Below are 25,625 nucleotides of genomic sequence, written 5' to 3' on the forward strand. Positions count from 1 at the left end.
TATCGTAGGTTTTGCAAGAATAAAAGAAAAATGAAGGAGGAAAACAATGAGCAGAACGAGAGGATTTAGGCTTGGCGTGTATATTTTCAAGGATGCTGAAATCATCGACTATGCCGCCCCATACGGAGTATTTTCCGTGGCGAGGAGGCTCGATCCTGAACTGGACGCCTTTCTTGTGGCGGATGCGATGAAACCGGTTCAGACGCAAGCCGGTTTAACCGTTCAACCGAATTACAGTTTCAATGATCAGCCTGATATGGATGCTTTCTTCATTCCGGGCGGATTCGGCACACGCCAGGAAACCAACAACAAACGACTGCATCAGTTTATCTGCTCTTTGCCAGAGACGACGCTTTTGGTCAGCGTATGCACGGGATCATGGATTTACGGTCGCATGGGGCTCTTAGACGGGCTCTGTGCCACCAGCCGAAAAGAACCGGATCGGCTTGAGGCGTCAGAGATGGGGCAAGTTCCGATCGACCGCTTGGCTGACATCGCGCCGGCCTGCCGCATCAGCCGGGCGAGAATCGTCGACAGCGGCCGGATCATCACTGCCGGGGGAATCGCTTCAGGCATGGAAATGGGCTTTCACTTATTGAGAAGAGCGGGCTATGATGAAACATTCATTGAAGAAACGGCTCGGATTATGGAGTATAAAGAGGGGTACAGCCAGTATCGGGATGATATTGAATACGCGCGGAAAATCAAATAGTCGAAGCTGCCGGTTTATTCCCGGCAGCCCGTCCTTATTTAGAAAATGAGAGCCGCGCCACGGCATCATGCATATGTATCGATTCTTCATTCCGGCATTCGATCTCAAACGCCGAAACCCACTCCATTTCATACAAGTCGGCCGCAGTCAGGCGGATGACATCTTCTACAAACCTCGGATTCTCGTAGGCTTGTTCTGTCACTTTCTTTTCGTCAGGTCTTTTTAAGACGGGATGGAGCTTGGCGCTTGCATTCGTTTCCGCCGCGGCGAGGAGTGCTGTTTTAAAATCGTCCGGCATTTCCGCCTGTTCATGGATGTGCGCCGTGATACTGATGATCCCGCGCTGATTGTGGGCGCTGTACTCGCTGATTTCTTTAGAGCAAGGACAAAGGGTCGTCACTTTTGACGTGATTCCAACGGTTTGCGACCAGCCTTTGTTTTTTTCAAAGGAGACACTCATCTGAACATCTGCGTGCATCAGTCCGGGCAATTCGGTGTCAGGACTGCGCCGCTCGAAATACCATGGAAACGAAACGGAAACAGCTGCGCTTTGCTGCTCCATGTTGTCCGCCAATTCCTTTGTGAAATCTTTCAGCGTGTGAAGGTCAACGGTCCAGCCTGTTTCATGGTAGCGCTGCAATTGCTCTGTCAGACGGCTCATATTGATGCCTTTGCGGCTCTTTTGCAGATGGGTCGTTAACGAAAAAGTGCCGATTGTCGTCTGCGTCCTCGGATTTAGAGCAGATTGAACCTGGATCGGATGTGAAACATTTGCGATGCCGACCGAGTCAATATCGAAAAAATAGTCGTTCGGCATATTTTGCAGATCCTTCATGTGTTCTTTATCAGTCGGCTTTATTCCTTTTATCGGTTCAACCGATCCGAAGCGGCGGTGGCGCTCCGGTTTTGCGGGGAATTGAAGTTTTCTTTCCATTGCTGAAACTCCTTTCTGAGCATAAATCGAAATAATTCCTATTTATTTTGCAGGAATGATGTGATAAAATCAAGTGGTTCACGTTGTGAAACATATCTTTTAAATCGTAATGATTTCGTTTAAGGAGTGATTGTCATGGAAAATAACGAAATCGTCATTGTCGGGGCAGGACCCGCTGGTATTGGAATGGGAATCCTTCTGAAAAAACTCGGTTTTGAATCGTTCGTGATTTTAGATAAAGGACGTGTAGGAGCATCATTTTGGCAATGGCCTGAAGAAATGAAGCTGATCACACCATCCTTCACAGGCCAAGGTTTCGGCGCTTTAGATCTGAATGCTGTAGCCCCGGGAACATCTCCCGCTTTTACATTTCAGCGAGAGCATTTGAGCGGGCAGGAGTATGGGGAATATTTGGCGCTTTTAGCCGAGCATTTCGAGCTGCCTCTGGCAGAAGGTACGGCTGTACATAAGCTGCATAAACATGACGACGGTTTTTCAATAGAAACGAATCACGGCATCATCAAGTCAAAGGCCGTCATCTGGGGAACCGGAGAATTCCAGTTTCCAAAGCTCCCTTTCACTGGAGCTGAGCTGGGGCTGCATAACAGCAAAGTGGCTGCATGGCGGCAATTGAAAAAAGGCCATTATTATGTGATCGGCGGCTATGAAAGCGCGATGGATGCGGCGGTGCAGCTGGCGTCATATGGAAGCGATGTAACGGTCGTCATGCCGAATGCCCTTCAGGAAAACGCTGAGGCCGATCCGAGCCGGTCGCTTTCGCCATATACTTGGGAACGTCTTGAACAGGCGTATGAAAAAGGAAACGTCCAATTTTTAGAACATGTCAGTGTCAGAAAACTGACGACAAATGGAGCAGCCTATGATCTGCACTTGTCAGATGGAAGGAGAATCCGCTCTGAAACACGGCCGATTGTGGCGACCGGTTTTCATTCGGGAGCAGAGCAGATCAGCCGTTTGTTTGCGTGGGGGGAAGACGGCAAGCCGCTTTTAACAAAAGAGGATATGTCGACAAAAACGGAACATCTTTATTTGATCGGACCGAGTGTCAGGCATCAAAACGCCGTCTTTTGTTTTATTTATAAATTCCGGCAAAGGTTTGCCGTTATTGCTGAGCACTTACTGAAAAAATGGGATTTTGCCCTTGATGAGGACGTGTTGGCCGAATACAGGAACAATCAAATGTTTCTCGATGATTTGAGCTGCTGTGAGGTAGAGTGTGAATGCTAATCAAACCGAAGCAGCACAAGCGTCTATTATTGATTGGATTGGAGTCGGTCGGGAAAACGACATTATGTTCCGCGATCACAGATCAAGGGTATGGAGAGGAAACGAATGTAAGGGGGTCGACGATTTTTGCGGCAGAACGGGAGGCAAAGCGCCTTCCAGGCTGGACGGTTGTTGATATGCCGGGCATTCGCGAGGAAGACAACATCGCGAAAAAGACGGTCAAGAACGAAATTGAAACGGCCGATAAGGTGGTGGCCGTTTTGCGGGGGACACATTTTTCTGAAGAGCTTCGCCTGATCCTCGAGCTGATTCCGCCCGTTTGTCAACATGTCTGTTTTATCGTGACATTTCAAGATAAGATGACGGCGGACATGCGGCACAAGCTTTCTGAGCAAGTGAAAAAACATGATCTGCCTGTCTTTCTTATCGACTCGCGACGTCTGACTGAAGATAAAAAAGAGAAAATCTTCGCTTTTTTAAAAAAAGGCGCTGTCTTCCATCATGGGAAACGGAAGCAGATCGAACAGATCGAGCTTGGCCGTACTGCTGATCAAAAGCTGCTGTTTGACCGGCCGATATGGGGTCCGATTCTTTCGGCTTCTGTGCTGGGGCTGTTGTTTATCTTGCCGGTGATGCTCGCTTACCATGTTTCCGAATGGATGCAGCCATACGCGGATCAATGGGTCGTCGAACCGCTTCAACACATGATGCAGGGAAAGCCGTCATGGATTCGGGCGGTTTTGGCCGGGAATTACGGGCCTTTTACCCTTGGCATCTATTCGTTCGTTTGGGCGTTTCCGGTCGTGCTGTTTATGTCTTTTGCAAATGCGCTGACAGATGATTCGGGTGTTAAGGATCGGATTGTTGATTCACTTGATCCGTATATGAGAAAAATCGGACTGAATGGCCGGGATTTAGTGCCGTTTTTAACCGGGTTTGGCTGCAATGTCGTGGCTGTTCATCAGACCCGCTCATGCAGCATGTGTACGCGGAAGCAATGCGTCTCATTGATATCATTTGGATCGGCCTGCAGTTATCAAATCGGGGCGACGATTTCTATTTTTCATGCCGCCGGCAGGGAATGGCTGTTTATTCCGTATCTTGCGGCGCTGGTCATTGTCGGGGCCGTTCATAATCGGATTTGGTATCCGGCGGATGAGAAATGGTCTTCCTATTTTCAAAGCCGGAAAACTTATTTGCAGCGTCCATCGTGGAAAGGAACCGCATTTCGAGTGAAATCGGTGGTGAATCAATTTATTCTGCAGGCAATGCCGATCTTTCTCATCATTTGCCTTGCCGCGTCGATGTTACATGAGCTTGGTGTGATTCACTTGTTAACACTGCTTGCATCACCTGTTTTACACGCGTTCGGCGCTCCTGGTGAAGCCGCATCTGGACTGGTTTTTTCAATCATCAGGAAAGACGGCATTCTCCTTTTTAATGAAGGAAACGGTGCTCTTTTGCAAGCTTTATCCGGAGGGACGCTTTTTTTATTGGTGTACCTGGCGTCCACTTTTTCTTCCTGCATGGTGACGGTGTGGACGATCGCGAAAGAATTGGGGATGAGAACGGCGGCCGGTCTCATCGGAAGGCAAATGATCATCTCTGCCGCGTCGGCCGCATTGTTTTGGGCTGTTTTAAAACTGGTGCCTTTGCATTTTTAACTGATTTGTGATGAAATAAAATACAAATCGTAATTATTACGATTTAACAAAGTGATAAAAAGGAGAATGAAAATGAGTAAAAAAATTCCTGTAACAGTGTTGAGCGGCTATTTAGGGGCGGGCAAAACGACTTTGCTGAATTACATACTGCAAAACCGCCACGGGCTGAAAGTCGCCGTGATCGTCAATGACATGAGTGAAGTGAACATCGACGCCGGACTCGTCAAACAGGGCGGCGGGCTTTCAAGGACGGATGAAAAACTGGTCGAAATGTCAAACGGCTGCATTTGCTGCACATTGAGGGAGGATTTGCTGATAGAGGTTGAAAAGCTCGCCCGGCAGGGGAACGTCGATTACATCGTGATCGAGTCAACAGGGATCAGCGAACCGGTTCCGGTTGCGCAAACCTTTTCCTACATTGATGAAGAGCTTGGCATCGATTTGACCCGTTTTTGCCGTCTGGATACGATGGTGACGGTTGTTGACGCGAATCGTTTTTGGCATGACTTTCAGTCCGGAGACAGCCTGCTCGATCGAAAAGAAGCCGTCGGGGAAGAGGATGAACGCGAGATTGCCGATCTGCTTATTGACCAAATCGAATTTTGCGATGTCCTGATTTTGAATAAATGCGACCTTGTTTCCCAAGAGGAGCTGGCTAAGCTTGAAAAAGTGCTGAGAACCTTGCAGCCGGCTGCGAAAATCATCCGCGCGGTAAAGGGTGAAGTAGATCCTGGAGAGATTTTGAATACAGGATTGTTCGACTTTGAAAAGGCAAGCAATTCGGCGGGCTGGCTGAGGGAGTTAAATCAGGGGCCGGAGCAGCATACGCCTGAAACTGAAGAATACGGGATATCGTCCTTTGTGTATGAAGCGCGCCGTCCTTTTCATACAGAGCGGTTCTATAATTGGATTCATACCCTTCCGGAAAACATTGTCAGGGCGAAAGGAATCGTCTGGTGTGCGACAAGGAACAGTCTTGCCTTATTGATGTCCCAGGCGGGTCCTTCCGCAAGTCTTGAGCCGATCTCATATTGGGTCGCAGCCTTGCCGAAGCATAAGCAGGAACAAATATTGCGGGATGAGCCTGAGGTTTTAGAGGAATGGGATCCCGAGTTCGGCGACCGCCATACAAGGCTCGTCTTTATCGGACTCAACCTTTCGCCTGACGAGATTTCAGCCGAAGCGGATCGATGCCTGCTCACAGATTCCGAAATGGCGGATGATTGGTCGCTTCTGCCCGACCCGTTTGATTGGCAGATTGAAACTGCAGGGCAGGCATAACAACAGCAAATCGTCTTTCAATAAGGCAAAAGAGGAGCCTTTTAAGCTCCCTTTTGTCTTTTTTTGTGTATGAGCAATTTCACATCGTGTTGACATATCAGGTAAGGAATACTAATATTCTACTTGTAATGTTAACTTAAAATTAATTTAAGTTAACATATTCGCGTCCGGTTTCAAAGGGGGGATGAAACAATGCAGGGGGACAAATATTACAGCGTCAGAATGAGAGCATCCAAAAACGGACCTCATGAACAGGGCGGAAAGCATATATCCGGGGGAGAGCGCCTGACATCCTTCAGCGGTTTGAAGGGAGCCGTCCACACCTTATTGGATAAAGCCTTATCCCATTCAAGAGGGGAACCGGATTTTATGCAAATCCAGTTTGAATGTGTTGACGAACCGGTAAGCTTGATTCAGCCTTTGCCGGTTGAAACACATGAAGTTGATGCAGCAGAAAACGGCCGGGCCCTCGCGCGGGCGCTTCTTCAAAAAGCGGGCGTTCCAGCAAGCATGTTTGAAAAAGCGCTTCAGGACATCGCTCTGAGGGGAGCGGTCTTGTTTGACATCGATGCAGGGGAGCGAATCGATGGGAGGCATGAAAAAGGTGTCCGGGTTTCCCGGATCGACTGGCCTGAAGACGACTTTCAAAAGTGGGCCAGAGAGCGCGACATGCCGCTGAATCCGCGCTTGAAGGAGGCGCTCGCGATAGCGGCAAAAGTATGCGCACACCCGGATATCATCGCAGAATTATGCTGGTCTGATGATCCCGATTACAAAACCGGCTATGTCGCTTCACGAAAACTGGGCTATCGGCGGATGACGAAAATGAAAGAATACGGAGACGAAAGCGGCTGCCGAATATTTTTTGTTCGCGGATTCATCAATGCAGAGAATTGTATCGATTACTTGGAAAACCAGCCGGTATTGATTCAGACGGGGGGAGAAAAATGGGGCAATCGTTAATTGAAAAAAGCAAAAAACATCTTTGGCTGCCTTTTACACAAATGAAGGATTATGATCAAGATCCATTAATCATTGAAAGCGGAGACGGAATTAAGCTAAAGGACATAAATGGCAAAGAATATTACGACGGCTTTTCTTCAGTGTGGCTCAATGTACACGGCCATCGCAAAAAGGAATTGGATGAGGCGATTAAAAAACAACTGGAAAAAATCGCTCACTCCACATTGCTGGGGATGACAAATGTTCCAGCGACAGAGCTTGCCGAAATATTAATCAAGATCACACCTGACAATCTGACCCGCGTTTTTTATTCCGACAGCGGAGCTGAAGCGATGGAGATCGCGCTGAAAATGGCCTTTCAGTATTGGAAGAATAAAGGGAAGCCCGAGAAGCAAAAATTCGTCACGATGCGAAACGGCTATCACGGCGATACGATCGGCGCCGTCAGCGTCGGTTCCATCGAGCTTTTCCACCATGTATACGGTCCGCTCATGTTTGACAGCTTCAAAGCAAGGGTTCCTTATGTATACCGGTCCACGAGCGGCGACCCGGACCAGTGCCGCGATGAATGCCTGGAAGAACTGGAAAAGCTTTTGATGGAGCATCACGAAGAGATCGCCGCCCTTTCGATCGAGTCGATGGTTCAAGGCGCATCAGGCATGATTGTCATGCCAGAAGGATATTTAGCGGGCGTTCGAGCGCTTTGCACGAAATACGATGTGTTCATGATCGTTGATGAAGTGGCGACAGGGTTTGGGCGGACCGGAAAAATGTTTGCTTGTGAACACGAAGCTGTGCAGCCTGACCTAATGGCGGCGGGAAAAGGAATTACCGGAGGCTATTTGCCGATTGCCGTCACATTTGCCACAGAAGAGATTTACGACGCATTCTATGACGATTATGAAAATCTGAAAACGTTTTTCCACGGCCACTCCTATACAGGGAATCAGCTTGGGTGTGCGGTTGCGATCGAAAACCTGCGTCTGTTTGAAACTGAAAGAATCGTAGAACAGGTCGCCGCCAAATCGAAAGTCGTGCATGCTCTTCTTCAAGACCTGAAATCCCTTCCTCATGTCGGAGACATCCGGCAGCTCGGATTGATGTGCGGAATAGAGCTTGTCCAGTCAAAGGAAACGAAACAAGCTTATCCGCCTGAACAGCGCGTTGGATACCAAGTCTCTTTAAAAATGCGGGAGCTTGGCATGCTGACGAGACCGCTCGGGGATGTTGTCGCATTTCTGCCGCCGCTCGCCAGCACAACGGATGAGCTTGCAGCAATGGTTGCCATTATGAAGGAAGCGATTCATGAGGTGACAAGCCGTGTCGTTTGACGACTGGCTGTACGAACGCCTTGAGAAAACGAAAGCGGCCGGTCTTTACCGAAGATTGCGGACGCCTGATGCCGACAAGGTCTGGGCTTCAAATGATTATTTGCGACTGGGCGATGATCACCGTTTGATCGCGGCGGCCAAAATGGCGCTGGATCAAGCCGGGGCAGGCAGCAGCGGTTCACGGCTGACGACAGGCAATACCTGCTGGCATGAAAGGCTTGAGCGGAAGATCGCGGATTTTAAGGAGACGGAAGCGGCTCTTTTGTTTTCAAGCGGGTATTTAGCCAATATCGGTGTGCTGTCTTCGCTGCCTGAAAAAGGGGATATCATCTTCAGCGATCAATTGAATCATGCCAGTATTATTGACGGATGCCGCCTTTCAAAAGCCGACACCGTCATTTACCGCCATATGGATATGAATGATCTTGAAGATAAGCTTTCTGCAACATTTGGCGGTAAGCGGCGCTTTATTGTCACAGACGGCGTTTTTAGCATGGATGGAACGATCGCGCCGCTTGATCAGATTATCCCGCTTGCCAAACGCTACCAGGCCTTCGTCATTGTTGATGATGCGCACGCAACAGGCATTTTGGGTGCGAACGGCAGGGGAACAAGCGAATACTTCGGCGTCCGTCCTGATGTTGTGATCGGCACCTTAAGCAAAGCTGTCGGCATAGAAGGCGGATTTGCCGCAGGTTCGCACGCGTTGATCGATTTTTTGCGGAATCATGCCAGAACATTTATCTTCCAGACGGCCATACCACCGGCGAGCTGTGCCGCTGCGTGCGAGGCCTTTGCGATCATCGAAGAAAGCCAAGAACAACGCCTGTCATTACAGTCATCGGTCAAAGCCGTTAAGGAAGGTCTTGAGAAAATCGGCTTTACCGTCAAGGGGGGAGAGACACCGATCATCCCTGTGATCATCGGGGACACGCAGCAAGCCGTGCGATTTGCACAAGGTCTTCAGAAAAAGGGCATTTATGCACCGGCCATCCGTCCGCCGACGGTACGGGAAGGAGAAAGCCGGATCAGGCTGACCGTCTCCGCCGGCATCAGCTTAAAAGAAATCGACGATCTGTTAGTTGCGTTTAATCTAATCGGAAGAGAGTTGAACATGGTGAAATGAAAGGTTTTTTTGTAACAGGAACGGATACGGAAATCGGGAAAACCGTCATCTCCTGCGGCCTTGCCGCTGTATTAAAAGAACAAAACATCGATGTCGGCGTGTTTAAGCCTTTTTTAAGCGGAATTTCGCGCACACACCCGGATAGCGATACATCGCTGTTGAAGAAAATGTCGCAAACCGCTCTTTCTCATGAGGACATTTCTCCTTTTGCATATCAAGAACCGCTAGCTCCATATGTTGCGTCAAAGCTTGAAGGAAAGACGGCCGGGATGGAGGAGGTCATGAACCATTGGAAAAAGATCAAGGATCGGCATGACTGCTTCATTGTCGAGGGAGCAGGCGGAATCGCGGTGCCGCTTGGAAAGGATTATTTGGTCAGCCATTTGATAAAGGCTTTGCAGCTGCCGGCTGTCATTGTCGCAAGGCCTGACCTCGGAACGATTAATCACACGTATTTGACCGTACAATACGCCAAAAGCATCGGCATTCGTTTGATCGGCATCGTGATCAATGGCATCAGCGTGCGGCCGGGCCGTGATGAACAAACCAACCCGGAGATGATTGAAACATTATGTGAAGTGCCGGTGTTAGGCGTGACACCGAAGCTTGAACATCTAACAGCGGAAAACATGCAAAATATGATAAAGGACCATGTCGATGTTTCCTATATCATGAATCAAATGTAAATGGGGGCAAAAAAGATGAATCAATGGATGGACCTGGCAGAGAGTGTGTTGGGGGGAGCGGAAGTCACAGACGAAGAGGCGCTTGCCGTTTTGGAGTGTCCGGATGATGAAGTTCTGCTTTTGATGCATGCTGCCTTTCAAATTAGAAAGCATTACTACGGGAAAAAAGTAAAGCTCAACATGATTATGAATGCAAAGTCCGGCCTTTGCCCGGAAAACTGCGGCTACTGTTCTCAGTCCGCCATATCGAAGGCGCCGATCGATTCGTACCGGATGGTGGACAAAAGGACATTGCTTGAAGGCGCCAAGCGCGCCCGCGATTTAAATATCGGCACTTACTGCATCGTGGCCAGCGGCAGAGGCCCGTCAAACCGGGAAGTCGATCAAGTTGTCGATGCTGTAAAAGAAATCAAAGATACGTACGGGCTGAAAATCTGCGCATGCCTCGGCCTGTTAAAACCGGAGCAGGCTCATCGGCTGAAAGAGGCGGGTGTTGACAGGTACAATCACAACATCAATACATCAAAGAGCAACCATTCCAATATTACGACTTCACATACGTATGATGACAGAGTCCAAACAGTGGAGACGGCCAAACAATCCGGGATGTCGCCGTGTTCGGGTGTCATTGTCGGCATGAAGGAGACGAAGCAAGATGTCATCGATATGGCAAGAAGCTTAAAAGCGCTTGATGCCGATTCGATCCCGGTCAATTTCTTGCATGCGATTGACGGCACACCGTTGGAAGGGGTCAATGAATTGAACCCGCTGTACTGTTTAAAAGTGCTGGCTTTGTTCCGCTTTATCAATCCGTCAAAGGAAATCCGCATTTCCGGCGGGCGCGAAGTCAATCTCCGCTCATTGCAGCCGCTCGGGCTGTATGCCGCCAACTCGATTTTCGTCGGAGATTACTTAACAACGGCAGGACAGCTTGAAACAGAAGACCATCAGATGCTGCGTGATTTGGGATTTGAAGTCGAAACGGTTGAAGAAATGAAAGCCAGCCTTCAACAATAAAACGATACGGAGGATTGACATGGCGTTAGAATTACATCCGGCAAAGCCTAGTTTGCTTTCAGATGCTGAATTTTGGAGAGATCCTTATCCTTTTTATGAGAAGCTGCGGTCTGTTCATCCTGTTTATCAAGGAACGGTATTCAAATATCCGGGCTGGTATGTGACCGGATATGAAGCAGCAGCAGCGATTTTGAAGGACGCCAGATTTCAAAACCGCGTTCCTCTTCCGGAAACGACAGCAAAATATGAATATCTGAAAAACTTACAGGGGAATATGCTGCTGTATCAAAACCAATCCGGCCATAAGCGAATGCGGGCGCTCATTGGAAAAGAGTTCACACCGAAAATCGTTGAATCCTTACGGCCTGATATAAAAGCAGCAGCTGCTGGTCTGCTGGATCAGCTCGATGGCAGGAAAAGCGCGGATATTGTTTCCGAGTTTGCCTTTCCTTTGGCTAGTCTTGTCATTGCCAAAATACTTGGTGTCCCGGAAGATGAAAGGCATCAATTTAGACAGTGGACGGCAAATGTCATACAGACGATTGATTTGACCCGTTCGCGCCAGGCGCTGGTCAAAGGAAGCGATACGGCGGGGAAATTAATATCATATTTTAGAGATTTGCTGCAAAAGCGAAAAGCTCATCCGCAAAACGACTTGATCAGCAAATTCATCAGTGAGGAAAAGCTCTCAGAAGATGAAATGCTTGCGACATGTATATTGCTTATCATTGCCGGACATGAGACGACAGTCAACCTTGTCAGCAATGGATTGCTTGCATTCATGAAGCATCCGGAACAGCTTGCCGTATTGAAGGAAAATCCGCTGCTTATTGAGTCTGCAGTTGAAGAGTGTTTGCGCTATGAAAGTCCGACACAGATGACGGCGCGCACAGCTTCCGAGGATTGTGAAATCAGCGGCAAGATGATCAAAAAGAATGAACAGGTATACGTCCTTTTAGGTGCTGCCAACCGCGATCCGGACATTTTCAAGGAGCCTCATGTTTTCGACATCACGAGAAAGCCGAATCCGCACCTTGCATTTGGCCATGGTCCTCATGTTTGCTTAGGGTCTTCATTGGCGCGGCTTGAAGCGCAAATGGCCATCCTTGCGCTTTTAGAGCGGGCGCCAGGACTCCGTCTGGCTGCATCAGATGTTTGCTACCGCAAGTTATTCGGTTTTAGAGCGTTGGCCGAGCTGCCTGTCGCCTTTAGGTGAGCCGATCAAAAAAGGGCCGGTTTTTAGACACCGGCTCTTTTATTCTTTCGTTTCATTTTGTTTGATATAGGTTGATAAAAGCGTCTTTAATTCTTTGACTTCCGCCCGCAATTCTTTTATTTCTTTCGTATCTTCCTTTAAATCTCCTGTTTCTTCTTCAATTTCCTGAGAAATTTTTTGCGCGTTATTGACGATTTCACCGACGATCAGGTTGATCATGATAAAGGTCGTAATGACGATAAATGAGACGAAATACAGCCAGGACCAGGCGCTTTCGGCGAAGATCGGCCTGAAGATTCCGCTCGCCCATGATTCGAGCGTGAACGTTTGGAACAGCGTCAGAAAACTGAGCTGCAGGTTTCCGAAATATTCCGGCGCAATCGTTGAAAAGAACATCGTCCCGATGACGGCATAGACATAGAAAATGATCATCATCAAAATCAGGACGCTGCTGATGGTCGGAATCGCCATAAACAGCGCATTGACGATCTGCCTTAAAGACGGGATGGATGTGATCGTCCTAAGCACCCGGAGCACGCGGAAAATCCGAAGGACGCTGACGAAATTCGTGTTGTAGAGAATGAAACTGCCGGCGATGATAATAAAATCAAATATGTTCCAATTGTTTTTAAAGAAATGGTGTTTTTGCACCGATAGTTTAAGAGACAGCTCCACCGCGAAAATCGCTAAAAACAGGCAGTCTAATATAAAAAATATGTGTTGATACGGCTTAAAAAAAGCATAGGTTTCCAAACCTATGGAAATGGCATTCAGAATAATAACGGCCGTAATAAAATACTGAAACATCCGGCTTTCGACGAATGTGGAAACTTTTGTTTTAAATGAATGTTGATGAGTATTCACCTTGTTTTTTTGTCCTCCCGTTTTGTTTTCCATTTCTATGATACGTTACATGGACTGGCGAATGTCAAGTCAGTTCTTTTTTGTTGATCAACACTTAACGTTTACGTTAAAGTTTAAGAGTGATATCATATAACAATCAGTAAGAAGGCAGGAGGCTGTGGACGTGAACTGGATGAAGATTGATCAAATGGCAAAACGAAGCGGCTTGACCAAAAGAACGATCCGCTTTTATGAAGAAATCGGTTTGCTTTCTTCTCCAAAGCGGACGGAAGGCGGTGTCCGGCTCTATTCCGAAGACGACTTGGAAGAGCTGGAAAGGGTCATCAGCGCCAAGGAAGTGTTGGGGTTTTCTCTCCATGAACTTCAGCAGTTTATGGAAACGAGCAAGCATCTTGAAATGCATAAAGAAGGGTATCTTTTATCATTGGACCAAAAGGAGCGAAAGGAAAAGCTTGAAGACATTCAAGCGATGCTGAATGAACAGCTCCGGATGATAGATGAAAAGATTGAAAAATTCCAATCATTCAAGAAGCGCCTTGAGGGCATGAACGAGAAAGCCCGGAAAGCGCTGGATAACATTGATTAAAACGCTATTTTTATAGCGTTTGTTTATTTGCAAAAAAGAAAGGTCTGATCTGTTATGAATGAACAACCATCGAAGAAATCAAGCATGTTGAAGCAGCCGAAAGCAGTTTGGGCCGTAGCATTTGCATGTGTGATCTCATTTATGGGGATCGGTCTGGTCGACCCGATCCTGCCGGCGATTGCCCGGCAGCTGGATGCGTCCCCCAGTCAGGTATCGCTGTTATTTACAAGCTATCTGCTTGTCACAGGTTTTGCGATGCTTTTGTCAGGGGCTATCTCAAGCCGGATTGGCGCTAAGCAGACACTCATTTGCGGTCTTATTCTGATTATTATTTTCGCAGGGCTCGGCGGATTTTCTCAATCCATCGCCCAGCTTGTCGGCTTTCGGGGCGGCTGGGGACTTGGAAACGCTTTGTTTATCTCAACCGCTCTTGCCGTCATCGTGAGTGTGGCGTCAGGCGGAAGCGCAAAAGCGATCATTTTATATGAAGCGGCTTTAGGACTGGGGATTTCCGTCGGTCCTCTGGCCGGCGGTGAGCTTGGAAGCATCTCATGGAGAGCGCCGTTTTTCGGCGTATCTGTTTTAATGGCGGTCGCGCTGCTGGCCATCTTCATTTTGCTGCCGCCGATTGCAAAGCCGCAAAAGAAAGTTTCTGTCAGCGCTCCGATCAGGGCGCTGCGTTATAAAGGGTTATTCACGCTGTCTGCGGCTGCCTTTTTGTATAACTTCGGCTTTTTTACTTTGCTTGCCTATTCTCCATTCGTACTTGATTTGAATGAAAGGGGCCTCGGCTATGTCTTTTTCGGCTGGGGACTGTTTCTTGCGGTCACATCCGTTTTCACCGCTCCGGCTGTGCAGCGCGTCCTTGGAACCGTCCGTTCTTTGATCCTGCTGTTTGTGCTGTTTGCCGCTGATTTATTGGCGCTCGGCATTTGGACGGAGCACAAGACTTTTGTCATCACAGCGATTGTCATTGCCGGCGGCATTTTGGGCATGATCAACACGATTTTGACCACCGCGGTCATGAATGCGGCGCCTGTCGAACGGTCAGTCGCTTCAAGTGCTTACAGCTCAATCCGTTTTATCGGCGGAGCGATCGCGCCATGGATCGCGGGAGTTCTCGCCGATCATTTCAGCGCGCATACACCGTATGTTGCCGGATGTATCGCAGTTCTTGCCGGGGTAGCCGTCTTAGCCTTCGGCCGCCGTCATTTGGCCGGGATTAGAGCAGGTCATTAAAAGAAAATCATCCTTGCATTTGCTGACGGGCCGGCGGTCGCCGTCTATACATCCTGTGAACGTTCACCCCGATGATCGGCTTACTAAAAAAACTTGTTTCCCTGCAAAGGAAACAAGTTTTTTTGTTTATAATACCTTCGTGGTCCAAGATTCACAGTTCCATGTTTCTGTTGCGATCTCGGTGTAAAATTCCGGTTCGTGGGAGATGAGAAGGACTGAGCCTTTGTATTCTTTCAAGGCCCTTTTCAGCTCTTCTTTTGCCTCCACATCGAGATGGTTTGTCGGCTCATCGAGAACGAGCAGATTCGTTTCCGAATTGATGAGCTTGCACAGTCTGACTTTCGCCTTTTCGCCGCCGCTTAACACGGACACCTTGCTTTCAATATGCTTTGTCGTCAGTCCGCATTTCGCAAGCGCTGCCCGGATTTCATATTGTGTGAAGGAAGGAAAGTCGTTCCACACCTCTTCAATACATGTGTTGTTGTTTTTTTCTTTGACTTCCTGTTCGAAATAGCCGATATGAAGGTATTCCCCGCGTTCGACTTCACCCGACAGCGGGGAAATTTCGCCGAGCAGGCTCTTCAGGAGCGTCGTTTTTCCGATGCCGTTCGCCCCGTACAAAGCGATTTTTTGCCCGCGCTCCATTCTCAAGTTTAACGGTCTGGATAGCGGTTCGTCATAGCCGATGACGAGATCTTTCGTTTCGAAAATCAGCTTTCCGGATGTCCGCGCCTGTTTAAAGTGAAATTCCGGCTTCGGCTTTTCTGAAGGGAGCTCGATCATGTCCATTTTGTCGAGCTTTTTTTGTCTGGACATCGCCATATTGCGCGTGCTGACGCGCGCTTTATTGCGGGCGACGAAGTCTTTCAGCTCGGAGATTTCCTGCTGTTGTTTTTTGTAGGCGGCTTCAAGCTGCTGCTTTTTGACCTCATACACTTCACGGAATTGATTGTAGTCGCCGGCGTAGCGTGTCAGCTGTTGATTTTCCACATGATAGATGAGATTGATAACGCTGTTTAAGAACGGGATGTCGTGCGAAATCAGAATAAACGCGTTATCGTATTCCTGCAAATACCGCTTGAGCCATTCGATGTGCTGCTCATCCAGGTAGTTTGTCGGTTCGTCCAAGAGAAGGATGTCGGGCTTTTCAAGCAGCAGTTTGGCAAGCAGCACCTTTGTCCGCTGTCCTCCGCTTAAATCTGTGACATCCCTGTCAAGACCGAGGTCTTGAAGCCCGAGACCGCGGGCGATTTCTTCGACTTTAGCATCTATCGCGTAAAAATCGTTGTTGTCGAGCGCGTCCTGGATCGTGCCGACTTCTTCAAGCAGCTTCTCAAGCTCATCGGGATCAGCCTCTCCCATTTTCCCGTAGATGGCGTTCATTTCTTCTTCCATCTCGAATAAATAGTGAAAGGCGTTTCTCAGCACATCGCGGATCGTTTGTCCGCGCTCCAGCACCGTATGCTGGTCAAGGTAGCCGACCCGGACTTTTTTTGACCATTCGACTTTGCCTTCATCAGGTTCAAGCTTTCCAGTAATGATATTCATGAAGGTCGATTTTCCTTCACCGTTTGCCCCGATGAGACCGACGTGTTCGCCCTTGAGCAGGCGAAAGGAGATATCTTGAAAGATCGCCCGGTCGCCAAAACCGTGGCTCAGCTTTGTGACTGTAAGTAAACTCATGTTTTGCACCTCAAGTTGTAATCTGTATTCTATAAGATTATATCGAACCATTGGGGGACAATAAAAGAAAAATTGCGCTGCCGTCTCTGTTTTGAGATACTAAGAGCAGAAATAACCTGAGGACAAAGGAGATAAACATGACGGAAAGATGGCCATTTTTAAATAAAGCAAAACCGTTTATTCAAGAAAATTGGAAGGCGGCAGGTTTTCACGAACCGACGAATGTGCAAAAAACCACCGCCGCACCGATTTTAGAGGGGCGTGACGTGATCGCCGAATCACCGACGGGAACGGGAAAAACACTCGCTTACGTCCTGCCGCTTTTAGAAAAGCTTGAGGCGGATCAAAAACACGTCCAGGCTGTGATCCTCGCCCCTTCCCGCGAGCTTGTCATGCAGATTTTTGATGTGATCACAGAATGGAAGAAGGGCTCGGATATCAGAGCTGCTTCTCTTATCGGGGGAGCCAACATCAAAAAACAGCAGGAAAAGCTGAAAAAACATCCGCACATTATTGCGGGCACACCGGGACGGGTGTTTGAGCTCATTAAAATGAAGAAGCTGAAAATGCATGAGGTGAAAACGATCGTCCTTGATGAAACAGACCACCTGCTCACCCCGGAGCATCGCGGCACGATTGCAAACATCATCAAGTCGACGCTCCGCGACCGGCAAATCCTCTGTTTTTCCGCGACTTTAAAACAAGACGCTGAACGGGAGCTCCGTGATATGACAAAGGATGCGGAGCTTTTCAGAATCAAAAGAACAAGCGAGGAATCCGCAAAAGTCAAACACCAATTTCTCGTCTGCGATCAGCGGGATAAAATTAAGATGTTGCAGAAGTTCTCAAGGTTCAGCGGTTTTCAGGCGCTCGTTTTTGTGAAGGACATCGGCAATTTAAACGTTTACGCCGAAAAATTGAAGTTTCACCATGTTGATGTCGGCGTCCTGCACAGTGAAGCGAAAAAAATCGAACGGGCCAAGATCCTAGAAGCGTTTGAAGCAGGCGAGTTTCCGCTGCTTTTGGCGACGGACATCGCAGCGCGCGGCATTGATATTCAAGATTTGCCATTTGTGATCCACGCCGATTTGCCCAATGAAGATGGCTATATCCATCGTTCGGGGAGAACGGGCAGGGCCGGAAATGAAGGAACGGTGATCAGCCTCGTCAACCGAGTGGAGGAAGAAAGGCTGAAAAAACTCGCGAAGAAGCTGGGGATCGATCTTCAGCGGATTGTCTATGAAAGAGGACGAATTATTGAAAAATAGCAGAAGGAGGCTTTGAAAAGCCTCCTTTTTTTATTGAAGCTGAGCCATTTCAGGTTCGGCGACTTTAATGAGCTGTTTGCCGAGGTTATGTCCTTTAAACAAGCCCAAAAATGCTTCTGGTATGCGCTCAAAGCCTTCGGTAATCGTTTCTTCATATTGAAGCTGTCCGCTTTTCAGCCACTCGGCTAACTGTTTGGCGCCTTCCGGAAAACGTTCGCGGTAATCATTGACGACAAATCCCTTCATCAGGGCGCTTGCTTTAATTAAAGCCGTTTGAACGCGCGGGCCCATGTCATCCTTTGCACTTTCGGCATTGTAGGAAGATATCGCTCCGCAGACCGGGATCCGCGCAAATTTGTTGATTAGGGTAAGCACGGCATCTGAAATGCGGCCGCCGACATTGTCAAAGTAGACGTCAACACCGTTCGGGCATGCTTCTTCAAGTGCTGACGCGATGTTTTCCGCCGTGTTATAATTGATCGCTTCATCAAATCCGAGCTGTTTTTTCAAATATGCGGTCTTTTCATCAGAACCGGCGATACCGATGACCCGTGCGCCTTTGATTTTGGCGATTTGTCCGACGGCTGAGCCGACCGCTCCGGCTGCTCCTGAGACGACAACTGTTTCTCCTGCTTGCGGCCGGCCGATGTCAAGAAGCCCGAAGTAAGCCGTCAAACCTGTCATGCCGAGGATGCCAAGATAGGCTGTGACAGGGGCGAGGGAAGGATCGATTTTCCGCAGGTTTGTTTCCGGTACTGCGGAATATTCCCGCCAGCCCAAATTCCCTAGTACAACATCTCCCTTTTGCAGCTTGTCTCCTTTTGCAGCTATCACTTCGCCGATCACGCCTCCGGTGATGACCTCATCAAGGGCAAAGGGCTCTACATACGATTTCGCATCCTGCATTCTTCCCCTCATGTAGGGATCGACTGAGACATACAGCGTTTTGACAAGCGCTTCCCCGTCTTTTGCTTCCGGAATGGCTGTTTCTTTAAATCGAAAATCATCGATGACAGGAAGCCCTTGCGGCCGTCTGGCAAGCTCAATTTGTTTTTGCAGCATCATGATTCCTCCTTTTCTTCATAACCTTATCATTCCAAACTGCGCTATTGCAAAACATCCCCCGGTTAAAAAAAGGACTGCCGCAGGACTGAATCCGGAAGAAAAAGGTGGTAATCCGCGGCGTTTTTTACATATTGCTTGGCATCTTCTCTGGAGGCCTTAATCATTTCTTTTGTAATGAAGGGAAGCAGTGAAAAAAGATAAGACGCTAAAACGTCTTCCGTACTGTGTGCCGTTCTGTTTTCCGGATCGCCGATATTCATGATGATCGAGAAGACATAATCAATATTGATGCCGAACTTGCGGGCCGCAAAGCTTTCAAAGATATGCGTATCCGTCTCTTGATGCCCTTCGCTTAAAAAAATCTGCTTGGCTAAATCGCTGATGATCCACGCGTTGTATTGCTGCTCCTGTGAAAAATAATTCAAGCGAAACATCACTCCTTGAATGCCTTGTCCTTTTTTAAACATGTACCTGAAACAGCGGCCCGACGAAACCTGATCCTGAAAATGTATCACAATTGTAATATTGTTACGGCAGAGCATTGGCTTGTTTACTGCTGATGACAGCGGGTATTTGGCAAATACAGCATCAAAAAAGGAGGAGATTCGGATGAAACCGGTAGTACGGGAATATACAAATGATGAACAGCTTATGAAGGATGTTGGGGAGCTCAAAAGGATCGGCGTCGCCAGGGAAGACATTTATGTACTTTCACATGACGACGACCGGACGGAAAGACTCGCAGGCAACACGGAGATCAATACAATCGGACCAGAGGAGACGGGGATTAAAAATGCAGTCGGCAATCTGTTCCAGAAAAAAGGGGACGAGCTCCGCAATAAAATGCATGAGATCGGCTTTTCAAAGCAGGAGGCCGAGCAGTTTGAAAAGCGGCTCGATGAAGGGAAAGTGCTCCTGTTTGTCACAGACCATGACAAAGTGAAATCCTGGGTGTAACGTAGGCTGCCGACATAAGTCGGCAGTTTTTTTAATAAAATAAAATTTGAATGGTATCGTGAAAGGAGTAGAATAATAAGCGGAAAATATGAATAGGAGGAGAAACTTGTGGCTACAGAAAAAGACACAGCACAAAAACCAGCAGTTAAAATCCTTCCTCTTGCCGTTACGATTTTAGCCGGAGCGGTCATTTGGCTGATTCCGCCACCAGGCGGATTGGATCCGAAAGCATGGCACTTATTCGCTATTTTTGTAGCAACGATTATCGGCTTTATCTCCAAGCCGCTGCCGATGGGGGCAGTCGCGATATTCGCTTTGGCGATGACGGCCCTTACCGGAACGCTGTCGATTGAAGACACGCTCAGCGGGTTTGGCAATAAAACGATATGGCTGATCGTGATCGCATTCTTTATTTCACGGGGCTTTATTAAAACCGGTTTAGGCGCGAGAATCGCCTATTTATTTGTGCGGATCTTCGGCAAAAAAACGCTCGGATTATCGTATTCGCTGCTTTTCAGCGATTTGCTTCTCGCTCCCGCGATCCCCAGCAACACCGCAAGAGCGGGGGGCATCATTTTTCCGATCATCCACTCGCTGTCCGAGACGTTCGGTTCAACACCGAGGAAAGGAACAGAGCGTAAAATCGGGGCATTTTTGCTGAATGTCGGCTTCCAGGGGAACTTGATTACGTCAGCGATGTTCTTGACGGCGATGGCGGCGAATCCGTTAATCGCCAAGCTTGCTCACGATGTGGCGGGCGTCAATTTGACCTGGACAAGCTGGGCCGTTGCGGCGATTGTCCCGGGACTCGTGAGCCTGATCGTGACACCGCTTGTCATCTACAAACTGTACCCGCCCGAAATTAAAGAGACGCCGGATGCGGCTGGGATTGCGACCGACAAGCTGAAGGAAATGGGGCCTTTTAAACGCTCGGAATTGTTTATGGTCATCGTGTTTTTCCTTGTCCTTTTTTTATGGATCTTTGGAGGCAATGCTCACATAGACGCCACGACAACGGCTTTGATCGGGCTGTCGGTCTTGTTTTTGACCCAGGTCTTGACCTGGGACGATATTAAAAAAGAGCAGGGTGCATGGGATACGCTCATATGGTTTTCGACTTTGTTAATGCTGGCGACATTTTTGAACAAGCTGGGTATGGTCGGCTGGTTCAGCGATATGATGAAATCTTTTGTTTCCGGTTTTTCCTGGATCAGCGCATTCCTGATTTTAATTCTAGTCTATTTTTACTCGCATTATTTCTTTGCCAGCGCTACAGCCCATATCAGCGCGATGTACTCGGCATTTTTCGCCGTCATCGTCGCCGCGGGTGCGCCGCCGCTCTTATCGGCTCTCACCCTCGCGTTTTTCAGCAACCTTTTCGGCTGTACGACGCATTATGGCGCAGGGGCAGCCCCTGTTTTTTTCGGAGCCGGTTATATACCGGAAGGAAAATGGTGGTTCATCGGCTTTATCCTGTCGATCGTTCATATCGTGACATGGCTCGTTGTCGGCGGATTATGGTGGAAAGTGCTGGGTATATGGTAAAATGAAGAAGACGGGAGACATCCTGTCTTCTTTGTTTTTGAACTTGAAAGGTGTGTAGTGTATGTTGTTTGTTGATTTGTTGATTCCCGGTATCATCTTATCTTTTATCTACTTTCTGTATGACGTTGTCAAAAATCGAAAAAGGACAAGCTTTTTCAGAAAAATCGTTTTTGCCAGTTTCCTCGTTTACTTGTGCGCCGTCTTTCAGCTGACGATGGGCGGAATTCATGTTCCTGATCAGGAATTCGCAGCGATCGATGCTCAGCTCATTCCGTTTTATTTTGTGGGCGACTTGTTTCAAATGTATCAGGCGGCCGGATTCGACTGGTTTTTTTGGCATGCCGCCCGCCTCACGTTTTACAATGTATTGCTCCTCGCACCTTTAGGTGTTTATCTTTCGCTTTTATGGAGACATCTATCTATTAAAAGCGCGGCCATCCTGCTGTTTTTGACGAGCTTTTTCATCGAATGTCTGCAGCTAGTCCTGTCAGCGGCGGGAATGATCGCGGTGAGAACGTTTAATGTTGATGATTTAATCCTGAACACGCTTGGCGGTGTCATCGGTTTTTGCCTCTGTACATATATGCTTCGCGTCATCGGGAAAAGGCTTCCTGCGAAAAATCTCTATATTTAGTTTGAGCTAAAACTGAACGCTGAAGCTTTTAAATTCATGAATGCCTGTTCCATGCCTGGCCAAACGGTGTTTTTTTAGATGATGTGCGGCGCGCCCGGCTTCCTTTAAAATATCGGGGGCAAGTCCAAGCTGATGGTGTCCGCCAAATACTTTCTTGACCTGCCTGAGGGTGGATATTTTTTCAAGAGAGCAAACCAACTGGCAGGGATCAGTCGTTGGATAGAAAGCGTAGACGGGGGCTCCCGAATATAGAAGGTCGCCGGTGAATAAAAAGCCCGTCGTTTCATCGAAGACAGAGATGTGCCCTGGAGAATGCCCTGGTGTATGATAAATGATCAGCGGCCTTGAGCTCCTGCCGAGCACATCGCCGTCTTTTAGAACGGCTGTCGGCTCTCCTTGATACGGAGTATAGCTTTCAGGGGAAAAGGTCTCAGGCACCGGTTTTGTAATGTCACGTGAGACATCGCGGCGGATCTGTTCAATGGGAAGCCCTTTGATTCCGTCTGTGAGCCATTCCTTCTCGGCTTCATGAACATAAATGCAGTCATATTCCCCGTGGCTTCCGATGTGGTCCCAATGCACATGGGTTGTAATTACTTTGACGGGCAGGCTTGTCAGCTTGTCCGTTATCTTTTTAATGCTGGAAATGCCAAGGCCTGTATCGATTAAATACGCTTCATCCGCTCCCAGAAGCAAGTAGGAATGGACATGCTCCCAATGGCCGTCCTCGCTGATCGCAAATGTATCCCCGCCCAGATCTGTCACGGTAAACCATGAATCATCAATCACCGTTTTTCCTCCTTTTGGATATCGTTTTTTTAAATGTATCATGGGGTATCTAAAAGAAAAAGCACATATTAAGGTGTAAAAGGCGCACACTAATGGTTATATGAACAGTAAGCGTGGTGAAATCATGAGTGATCCTTATATGCCGCTGACTTCGATTAAAAGCGGTGTTTTAGAGGAGTATGCTGAAGGAGTTTACGGGTTAACCGTTCAGATTGTAAACGTCTATTTTATTTTTGATCCTGATACGCGTGAAGCCATTTTGATCGATGCGGGAATGCCTCAATCTGCTTCGTCCATCTTAAAGGAGGCGGAGGAGCGATTTGGGAGTGATTTTCGCCTGAAAGCGATCATTCTGACACACGGGCATTTCGATCATGTCGGCGCATTGGAAGAGCTGTTGGACAAATGGCCGGTTCCCGTATACGCCCATCCGAAAGAAATGCCGTATTTAACGGGAAAAGCGGATTATCCGCCCGCCAAGCCGGAAGTAAAAAGCGGGCTGGTCGCCAAGCTTTCACCATTGTTTCCACGGCATTCCATCAATATTTCATCCCATGTCAAGCCGCTTGACGAAGACGGCTCCGTCCCATTCCTTTCCGGATGGAAATGGGTGGAGACACCAGGTCATACACCTGGACATGTTTCGCTTTTCCGGCAGTCAGACAGAACATTGATCGCGGGTGATGCCATTACAACCGTTGAGCAAGAATCCCTTTTTGAGGTGGCGATCCAAAAGCAGGAGCTAAACGGACCGCCCGCATATTTTACGATGGATTGGCCGCAAGCGGCCGATTCGATACGCAAGCTGGCTGATCTCGGACCGGCGTCTCTGTTGACCGGACACGGCGTACCGATGAAGGGAGACGACTTTTCCCGGGAGCTGTTCAGCCTGTCCGACCACCTGCCTGCTTCACAGTCGTAAAGGCTAAAACATTCGGTTCTGCCGAATGTTTTTTAGTGAAAAATGGACCATTTCATTTATCGCAATTCATCAAGGTCCCGTCTGTATATGTGTACCAAATGATTCATTTTCTGAAATTTTAGACAAAAAATGCGCACATTTCATTTATAATGCAGGTATTCAGGAAAGGAGCTGAGGAAAGATGAACATGCCAAAACGTCTGCAAGCTTTTCTGGGGATGACGATTTTGTTTGCCGGACTGCTGCTCTCCGATGCGGTTCATGCCGCCGAAACCCCTTACTACGGAAAAAACTACACTCAGCCAGATCAATTGTCTTCACTGTATCCAGAGCCTGAAGAAACCTTTCAAACACCTGCTTTTGTGAAAAAAGGGGAAGCCTTTACGACACAGGAAGAAATGATGAAGTTTATACACAGACTGACAAAAAAAAGCCCGTATGTCAAAATGAAAAATCTTGGTTCTTCAATTGAAAAAAGAAAGATTCCGGTGCTTTATTTTACGAAAGACGAGCGCATTCGCACGATATCCAAAAAGCCGACCGTTTGGCTTCAGGGGCAGATTCACGGAAATGAACCAGCCGCCGGAGAAGCGGCTTTGGCAATGGCCGAGAAATTAGCCGGGCCATACGGTGAGCAAGTCCTTGAGAAGGTCAATGTCATCATCGTGCCGCGAGTGAATCCTGACGGTTCCTATCACTTTAACAGGAGGCTGTCGAGCGGAATCGACGGAAACAGAGACCATGTAAAGCTTGAGTCTCCCGAAGTGCGCGCCATCCATAAGGAATTCGCGAAATTCTCGCCTGAGGTCGCGATTGACGCTCATGAATACGGCGTCGGACAAAACGAATTCCAACAAATCGGTGACAAAGGGGCGTTAAAATACCACGATATTTTGATTTTATCAGGGAAAAATCTGAATATCCCGGAACCGCTGAGGGATGCAGCTGACAGCCTCTATGTGGATGGAGTCAAGGAAAAGCTTGATGAAAAAGGGTTCTCAAATGATTCCTATTATACGACCGGCAAAAGCAAAGCCGGGAAAATAGAGATTTATGAAGGCGGTACAGAGGCGAGAATCGGGCGGAACGCGTTTGCCCTTCAGCCAGCTCTTTCCTTCCTGGTTGAAAGCAGGGGAATCGACATTGGCCGCGAAAATTTCGCACGCAGAGTCGCCGCCCAAGTGGCCGCGCATGAGACCATCATTGATACGACGGTCAAGCATGCGGCCGAAGTCAAGCATCTCGTCGCCGCAGAAAAACGAAGGCTCATCCAAAAAGCGATAAAGGCAAATGACGAGGATCAGGTCGTCATCAAAAGCGAATTTGCCGGACCATTTGCAGATACGCTCAAAATGGCTGATATCGCCTCAGGACAAGCCATCGATGTGCCAGTTCAATATTACAGCGCCAGCCAATCTGTTCCAACGCTGTCGCGTACACGGCCGACGGCCTATCTCGTTCTGCCGGGGCATGAGGAAATCGATCAGAAACTGCAAGATCAGGGGCTTAAAGGCGTGACGCTGAAGTTTAAGCAAAAGCTCACCGCCGAAGCTTATCAGGTTGTCTCCAAGGAAACGGCGGGGGAATCCGAAGGCCGGCCTGTCGTAAAAGTGGACACAAAACTTAAACTGAAGACAAAAGAGTTTCCAAAGGGAACAAAAATCTATTTCACCGCTCAGCCGCAAACCAACCTTTTATCGATCGCGCTTGAGCCTGAATCGGTGGACAGCTTTGTCAGCACAGGCTATATTTCGTCTGAAATAGGCAAAGAGCTCCCGATCTTTCGCTTTATGTCCGAGCAAAAGACGCTTCATATTCAAGAATAAAAAGCGGCATCCGTCATTTGACGGATGCTTTTTAGCGGTTTTTTGTCATTTCATACAGAAAGGTTTTAAA

The 25,625-nt window shown here is 48.2% G+C and carries 24 protein-coding genes; 18 read left to right on the top strand and 6 right to left on the bottom strand.

Features of this window, described 5'->3' with window-relative positions:
• The first annotated feature begins 46 nt into the window (after nt 1-46).
• Nucleotides 47-712: a DJ-1/PfpI family protein gene (locus tag ACINLD_RS18740; protein WP_409445257.1), complete on the top strand. Its 666-nt coding sequence runs from the start codon at nt 47-49 to the stop codon at nt 710-712.
• 34 nt (nt 713-746) lie between these two features.
• Here the strand turns inward: ACINLD_RS18740 and folE2 are convergent, their stop codons facing one another.
• Entirely contained in the window at nt 747-1,646 is a 900-nt protein-coding gene (gene folE2, locus ACINLD_RS18745; protein ID WP_026589629.1) for a GTP cyclohydrolase FolE2, read from the bottom strand.
• Between the two features lie 135 nt (nt 1,647-1,781).
• Between folE2 and ACINLD_RS18750 the strand changes: the two genes are divergently transcribed.
• From ACINLD_RS18750 to ACINLD_RS18790, 9 genes are all read left to right on the top strand, one after another.
• Nucleotides 1,782-2,894 carry an NAD(P)/FAD-dependent oxidoreductase gene (locus ACINLD_RS18750; protein ID WP_409445256.1) on the top strand — a complete coding sequence of 371 codons (1,113 nt, stop codon included), beginning with the start codon at nt 1,782-1,784 and terminating at the stop codon, nt 2,892-2,894.
• Nucleotides 2,888-4,558: a nucleoside recognition domain-containing protein gene (locus tag ACINLD_RS18755; protein ID WP_409445255.1), complete on the top strand. Its 1,671-nt coding sequence runs from the start codon at nt 2,888-2,890 to the stop codon at nt 4,556-4,558. Before ACINLD_RS18750 ends, ACINLD_RS18755 begins: the two co-directional genes overlap by 7 nt.
• Nucleotides 4,559-4,630: 72 nt before the next feature.
• Nucleotides 4,631-5,839 carry a GTP-binding protein gene (locus tag ACINLD_RS18760; protein WP_026589626.1) on the top strand — a complete coding sequence of 403 codons (1,209 nt, stop codon included), beginning with the start codon at nt 4,631-4,633 and terminating at the stop codon, nt 5,837-5,839.
• Between the two features lie 192 nt (nt 5,840-6,031).
• Nucleotides 6,032-6,802 (top strand): 6-carboxyhexanoate--CoA ligase, encoded by a 771-nt coding sequence (locus ACINLD_RS18765; RefSeq protein ID WP_409445254.1) that lies wholly within the window; start codon nt 6,032-6,034, stop codon nt 6,800-6,802.
• Nucleotides 6,787-8,133 carry an adenosylmethionine--8-amino-7-oxononanoate transaminase gene (gene bioA, locus ACINLD_RS18770; RefSeq protein ID WP_026589624.1) on the top strand — a complete coding sequence of 449 codons (1,347 nt, stop codon included), beginning with the start codon at nt 6,787-6,789 and terminating at the stop codon, nt 8,131-8,133. The genes ACINLD_RS18765 and bioA overlap by 16 nt, the downstream gene beginning before the upstream one ends.
• The gene (gene bioF / locus ACINLD_RS18775) at nt 8,123-9,259 is read left to right on the top strand and encodes an 8-amino-7-oxononanoate synthase (RefSeq protein ID WP_077735328.1); all 1,137 of its coding nucleotides are present in this window, start codon (nt 8,123-8,125) and stop codon (nt 9,257-9,259) included. Before bioA ends, bioF begins: the two co-directional genes overlap by 11 nt.
• Nucleotides 9,256-9,945 carry a dethiobiotin synthase gene (gene bioD / locus ACINLD_RS18780; RefSeq protein WP_026589622.1) on the top strand — a complete coding sequence of 230 codons (690 nt, stop codon included), beginning with the start codon at nt 9,256-9,258 and terminating at the stop codon, nt 9,943-9,945. The genes bioF and bioD overlap by 4 nt, the downstream gene beginning before the upstream one ends.
• 15 nt (nt 9,946-9,960) lie before the next feature.
• Nucleotides 9,961-10,962, top strand: coding sequence for a biotin synthase BioB (gene bioB, locus ACINLD_RS18785; protein WP_026589621.1), 1,002 nt, complete (start codon nt 9,961-9,963; stop codon nt 10,960-10,962).
• A 19-nt stretch (nt 10,963-10,981) separates the two neighbouring features.
• A complete protein-coding gene (locus ACINLD_RS18790; protein WP_026589620.1) occupies nt 10,982-12,178 on the top strand; it encodes a cytochrome P450 in 1,197 nt (398 codons plus the stop codon).
• A gap of 39 nt (nt 12,179-12,217) precedes the next feature.
• Here the strand turns inward: ACINLD_RS18790 and ACINLD_RS18795 are convergent, their stop codons facing one another.
• Nucleotides 12,218-13,042 (bottom strand): ion transporter, encoded by an 825-nt coding sequence (locus ACINLD_RS18795; protein ID WP_409445253.1) that lies wholly within the window; start codon nt 13,040-13,042, stop codon nt 12,218-12,220.
• Between the two features lie 163 nt (nt 13,043-13,205).
• Between ACINLD_RS18795 and ACINLD_RS18800 the strand changes: the two genes are divergently transcribed.
• On the top strand, nt 13,206-13,628 hold the full coding sequence (locus tag ACINLD_RS18800) for a MerR family transcriptional regulator (RefSeq protein ID WP_409445252.1): 423 nt from the start codon (nt 13,206-13,208) through the stop codon (nt 13,626-13,628).
• Between the two features lie 54 nt (nt 13,629-13,682).
• Nucleotides 13,683-14,867: an MFS transporter gene (locus ACINLD_RS18805; protein WP_026589617.1), complete on the top strand. Its 1,185-nt coding sequence runs from the start codon at nt 13,683-13,685 to the stop codon at nt 14,865-14,867.
• Nucleotides 14,868-14,993: 126 nt separating this feature from the next.
• Here ACINLD_RS18805 and ACINLD_RS18810 read toward each other — a convergent pair whose 3' ends face one another.
• On the bottom strand, nt 14,994-16,550 hold the full coding sequence (locus ACINLD_RS18810) for an ABC-F family ATP-binding cassette domain-containing protein (RefSeq protein ID WP_026589616.1): 1,557 nt from the start codon (nt 16,548-16,550) through the stop codon (nt 14,994-14,996).
• Nucleotides 16,551-16,687: 137 nt separating this feature from the next.
• Between ACINLD_RS18810 and ACINLD_RS18815 the strand changes: the two genes are divergently transcribed.
• Nucleotides 16,688-17,818, top strand: a complete 1,131-nt coding sequence (locus ACINLD_RS18815) for a DEAD/DEAH box helicase (RefSeq protein WP_026589615.1) — start codon at nt 16,688-16,690, stop codon at nt 17,816-17,818.
• A gap of 30 nt (nt 17,819-17,848) precedes the next feature.
• Here ACINLD_RS18815 and ACINLD_RS18820 read toward each other — a convergent pair whose 3' ends face one another.
• Both ACINLD_RS18820 and ACINLD_RS18825 read right to left on the bottom strand, forming a co-directional pair.
• Entirely contained in the window at nt 17,849-18,880 is a 1,032-nt protein-coding gene (locus ACINLD_RS18820; protein WP_026589614.1) for an NADP-dependent oxidoreductase, read from the bottom strand.
• 65 nt (nt 18,881-18,945) lie between these two features.
• Complete coding sequence (locus ACINLD_RS18825; protein ID WP_026589613.1) at nt 18,946-19,308, bottom strand: DUF3212 family protein; 363 nt, start codon at nt 19,306-19,308, stop codon at nt 18,946-18,948.
• Nucleotides 19,309-19,492: 184 nt separating this feature from the next.
• Between ACINLD_RS18825 and ACINLD_RS18830 the strand changes: the two genes are divergently transcribed.
• The 3 genes from ACINLD_RS18830 to ACINLD_RS18840 all read left to right on the top strand — a co-directional run bounded on the left by ACINLD_RS18830 (nt 19,493) and on the right by ACINLD_RS18840 (nt 22,019).
• Complete coding sequence (locus ACINLD_RS18830) at nt 19,493-19,840, top strand: general stress protein (protein ID WP_026589612.1); 348 nt, start codon at nt 19,493-19,495, stop codon at nt 19,838-19,840.
• Between the two features lie 108 nt (nt 19,841-19,948).
• Nucleotides 19,949-21,385: an anion permease gene (locus ACINLD_RS18835; RefSeq protein WP_026589611.1), complete on the top strand. Its 1,437-nt coding sequence runs from the start codon at nt 19,949-19,951 to the stop codon at nt 21,383-21,385.
• A gap of 61 nt (nt 21,386-21,446) precedes the next feature.
• Nucleotides 21,447-22,019, top strand: coding sequence for a VanZ family protein (locus ACINLD_RS18840; RefSeq protein ID WP_077735324.1), 573 nt, complete (start codon nt 21,447-21,449; stop codon nt 22,017-22,019).
• A gap of 6 nt (nt 22,020-22,025) precedes the next feature.
• Here ACINLD_RS18840 and ACINLD_RS18845 read toward each other — a convergent pair whose 3' ends face one another.
• Nucleotides 22,026-22,808, bottom strand: a complete 783-nt coding sequence (locus ACINLD_RS18845) for an MBL fold metallo-hydrolase (protein WP_026589609.1) — start codon at nt 22,806-22,808, stop codon at nt 22,026-22,028.
• A gap of 124 nt (nt 22,809-22,932) precedes the next feature.
• On the opposite strand from ACINLD_RS18845, the gene ACINLD_RS18850 reads away from it, so the two are divergent.
• Together ACINLD_RS18850 and ACINLD_RS18855 are read left to right on the top strand one after the other, a co-directional pair.
• Nucleotides 22,933-23,730, top strand: coding sequence for an MBL fold metallo-hydrolase (locus ACINLD_RS18850; protein ID WP_026589608.1), 798 nt, complete (start codon nt 22,933-22,935; stop codon nt 23,728-23,730).
• 181 nt (nt 23,731-23,911) lie between these two features.
• Complete coding sequence (locus tag ACINLD_RS18855) at nt 23,912-25,555, top strand: M14 family metallocarboxypeptidase (RefSeq protein WP_026589607.1); 1,644 nt, start codon at nt 23,912-23,914, stop codon at nt 25,553-25,555.
• Nucleotides 25,556-25,625 lie beyond the last annotated feature (70 nt).

The sequence above is a fragment of the Bacillus sp. z60-11 genome, from assembly GCF_046464135.1.
Lineage (GTDB): Bacteria > Bacillota > Bacilli > Bacillales > Bacillaceae > Bacillus > Bacillus sonorensis_A.

Excerpts from the sequence above, each read along its gene's own strand:
- ACINLD_RS18740 (WP_409445257.1), top strand. The coding sequence starts at position 47 with ATGAGCAGAACGAGAGGATTTAGGCTTGGCGTGTATATTTTCAAGGAT.
- folE2 (WP_026589629.1), bottom strand. The coding sequence starts at position 1,646 with ATGGAAAGAAAACTTCAATTCCCCGCAAAACCGGAGCGCCACCGCCGC.
- ACINLD_RS18750 (WP_409445256.1), top strand. The coding sequence starts at position 1,782 with ATGGAAAATAACGAAATCGTCATTGTCGGGGCAGGACCCGCTGGTATT.
- ACINLD_RS18755 (WP_409445255.1), top strand. The coding sequence starts at position 2,888 with ATGCTAATCAAACCGAAGCAGCACAAGCGTCTATTATTGATTGGATTG.
- ACINLD_RS18760 (WP_026589626.1), top strand. The coding sequence starts at position 4,631 with ATGAGTAAAAAAATTCCTGTAACAGTGTTGAGCGGCTATTTAGGGGCG.
- ACINLD_RS18765 (WP_409445254.1), top strand. The coding sequence starts at position 6,032 with ATGCAGGGGGACAAATATTACAGCGTCAGAATGAGAGCATCCAAAAAC.
- bioA (WP_026589624.1), top strand. The coding sequence starts at position 6,787 with ATGGGGCAATCGTTAATTGAAAAAAGCAAAAAACATCTTTGGCTGCCT.
- bioD (WP_026589622.1), top strand. The coding sequence starts at position 9,256 with ATGAAAGGTTTTTTTGTAACAGGAACGGATACGGAAATCGGGAAAACC.
- bioB (WP_026589621.1), top strand. The coding sequence starts at position 9,961 with ATGAATCAATGGATGGACCTGGCAGAGAGTGTGTTGGGGGGAGCGGAA.
- ACINLD_RS18790 (WP_026589620.1), top strand. The coding sequence starts at position 10,982 with ATGGCGTTAGAATTACATCCGGCAAAGCCTAGTTTGCTTTCAGATGCT.
- ACINLD_RS18805 (WP_026589617.1), top strand. The coding sequence starts at position 13,683 with ATGAATGAACAACCATCGAAGAAATCAAGCATGTTGAAGCAGCCGAAA.
- ACINLD_RS18810 (WP_026589616.1), bottom strand. The coding sequence starts at position 16,550 with ATGAGTTTACTTACAGTCACAAAGCTGAGCCACGGTTTTGGCGACCGG.
- ACINLD_RS18815 (WP_026589615.1), top strand. The coding sequence starts at position 16,688 with ATGACGGAAAGATGGCCATTTTTAAATAAAGCAAAACCGTTTATTCAA.
- ACINLD_RS18820 (WP_026589614.1), bottom strand. The coding sequence starts at position 18,880 with ATGCTGCAAAAACAAATTGAGCTTGCCAGACGGCCGCAAGGGCTTCCT.
- ACINLD_RS18830 (WP_026589612.1), top strand. The coding sequence starts at position 19,493 with ATGAAACCGGTAGTACGGGAATATACAAATGATGAACAGCTTATGAAG.
- ACINLD_RS18840 (WP_077735324.1), top strand. The coding sequence starts at position 21,447 with ATGTTGTTTGTTGATTTGTTGATTCCCGGTATCATCTTATCTTTTATC.
- ACINLD_RS18850 (WP_026589608.1), top strand. The coding sequence starts at position 22,933 with ATGAGTGATCCTTATATGCCGCTGACTTCGATTAAAAGCGGTGTTTTA.
- ACINLD_RS18855 (WP_026589607.1), top strand. The coding sequence starts at position 23,912 with ATGAACATGCCAAAACGTCTGCAAGCTTTTCTGGGGATGACGATTTTG.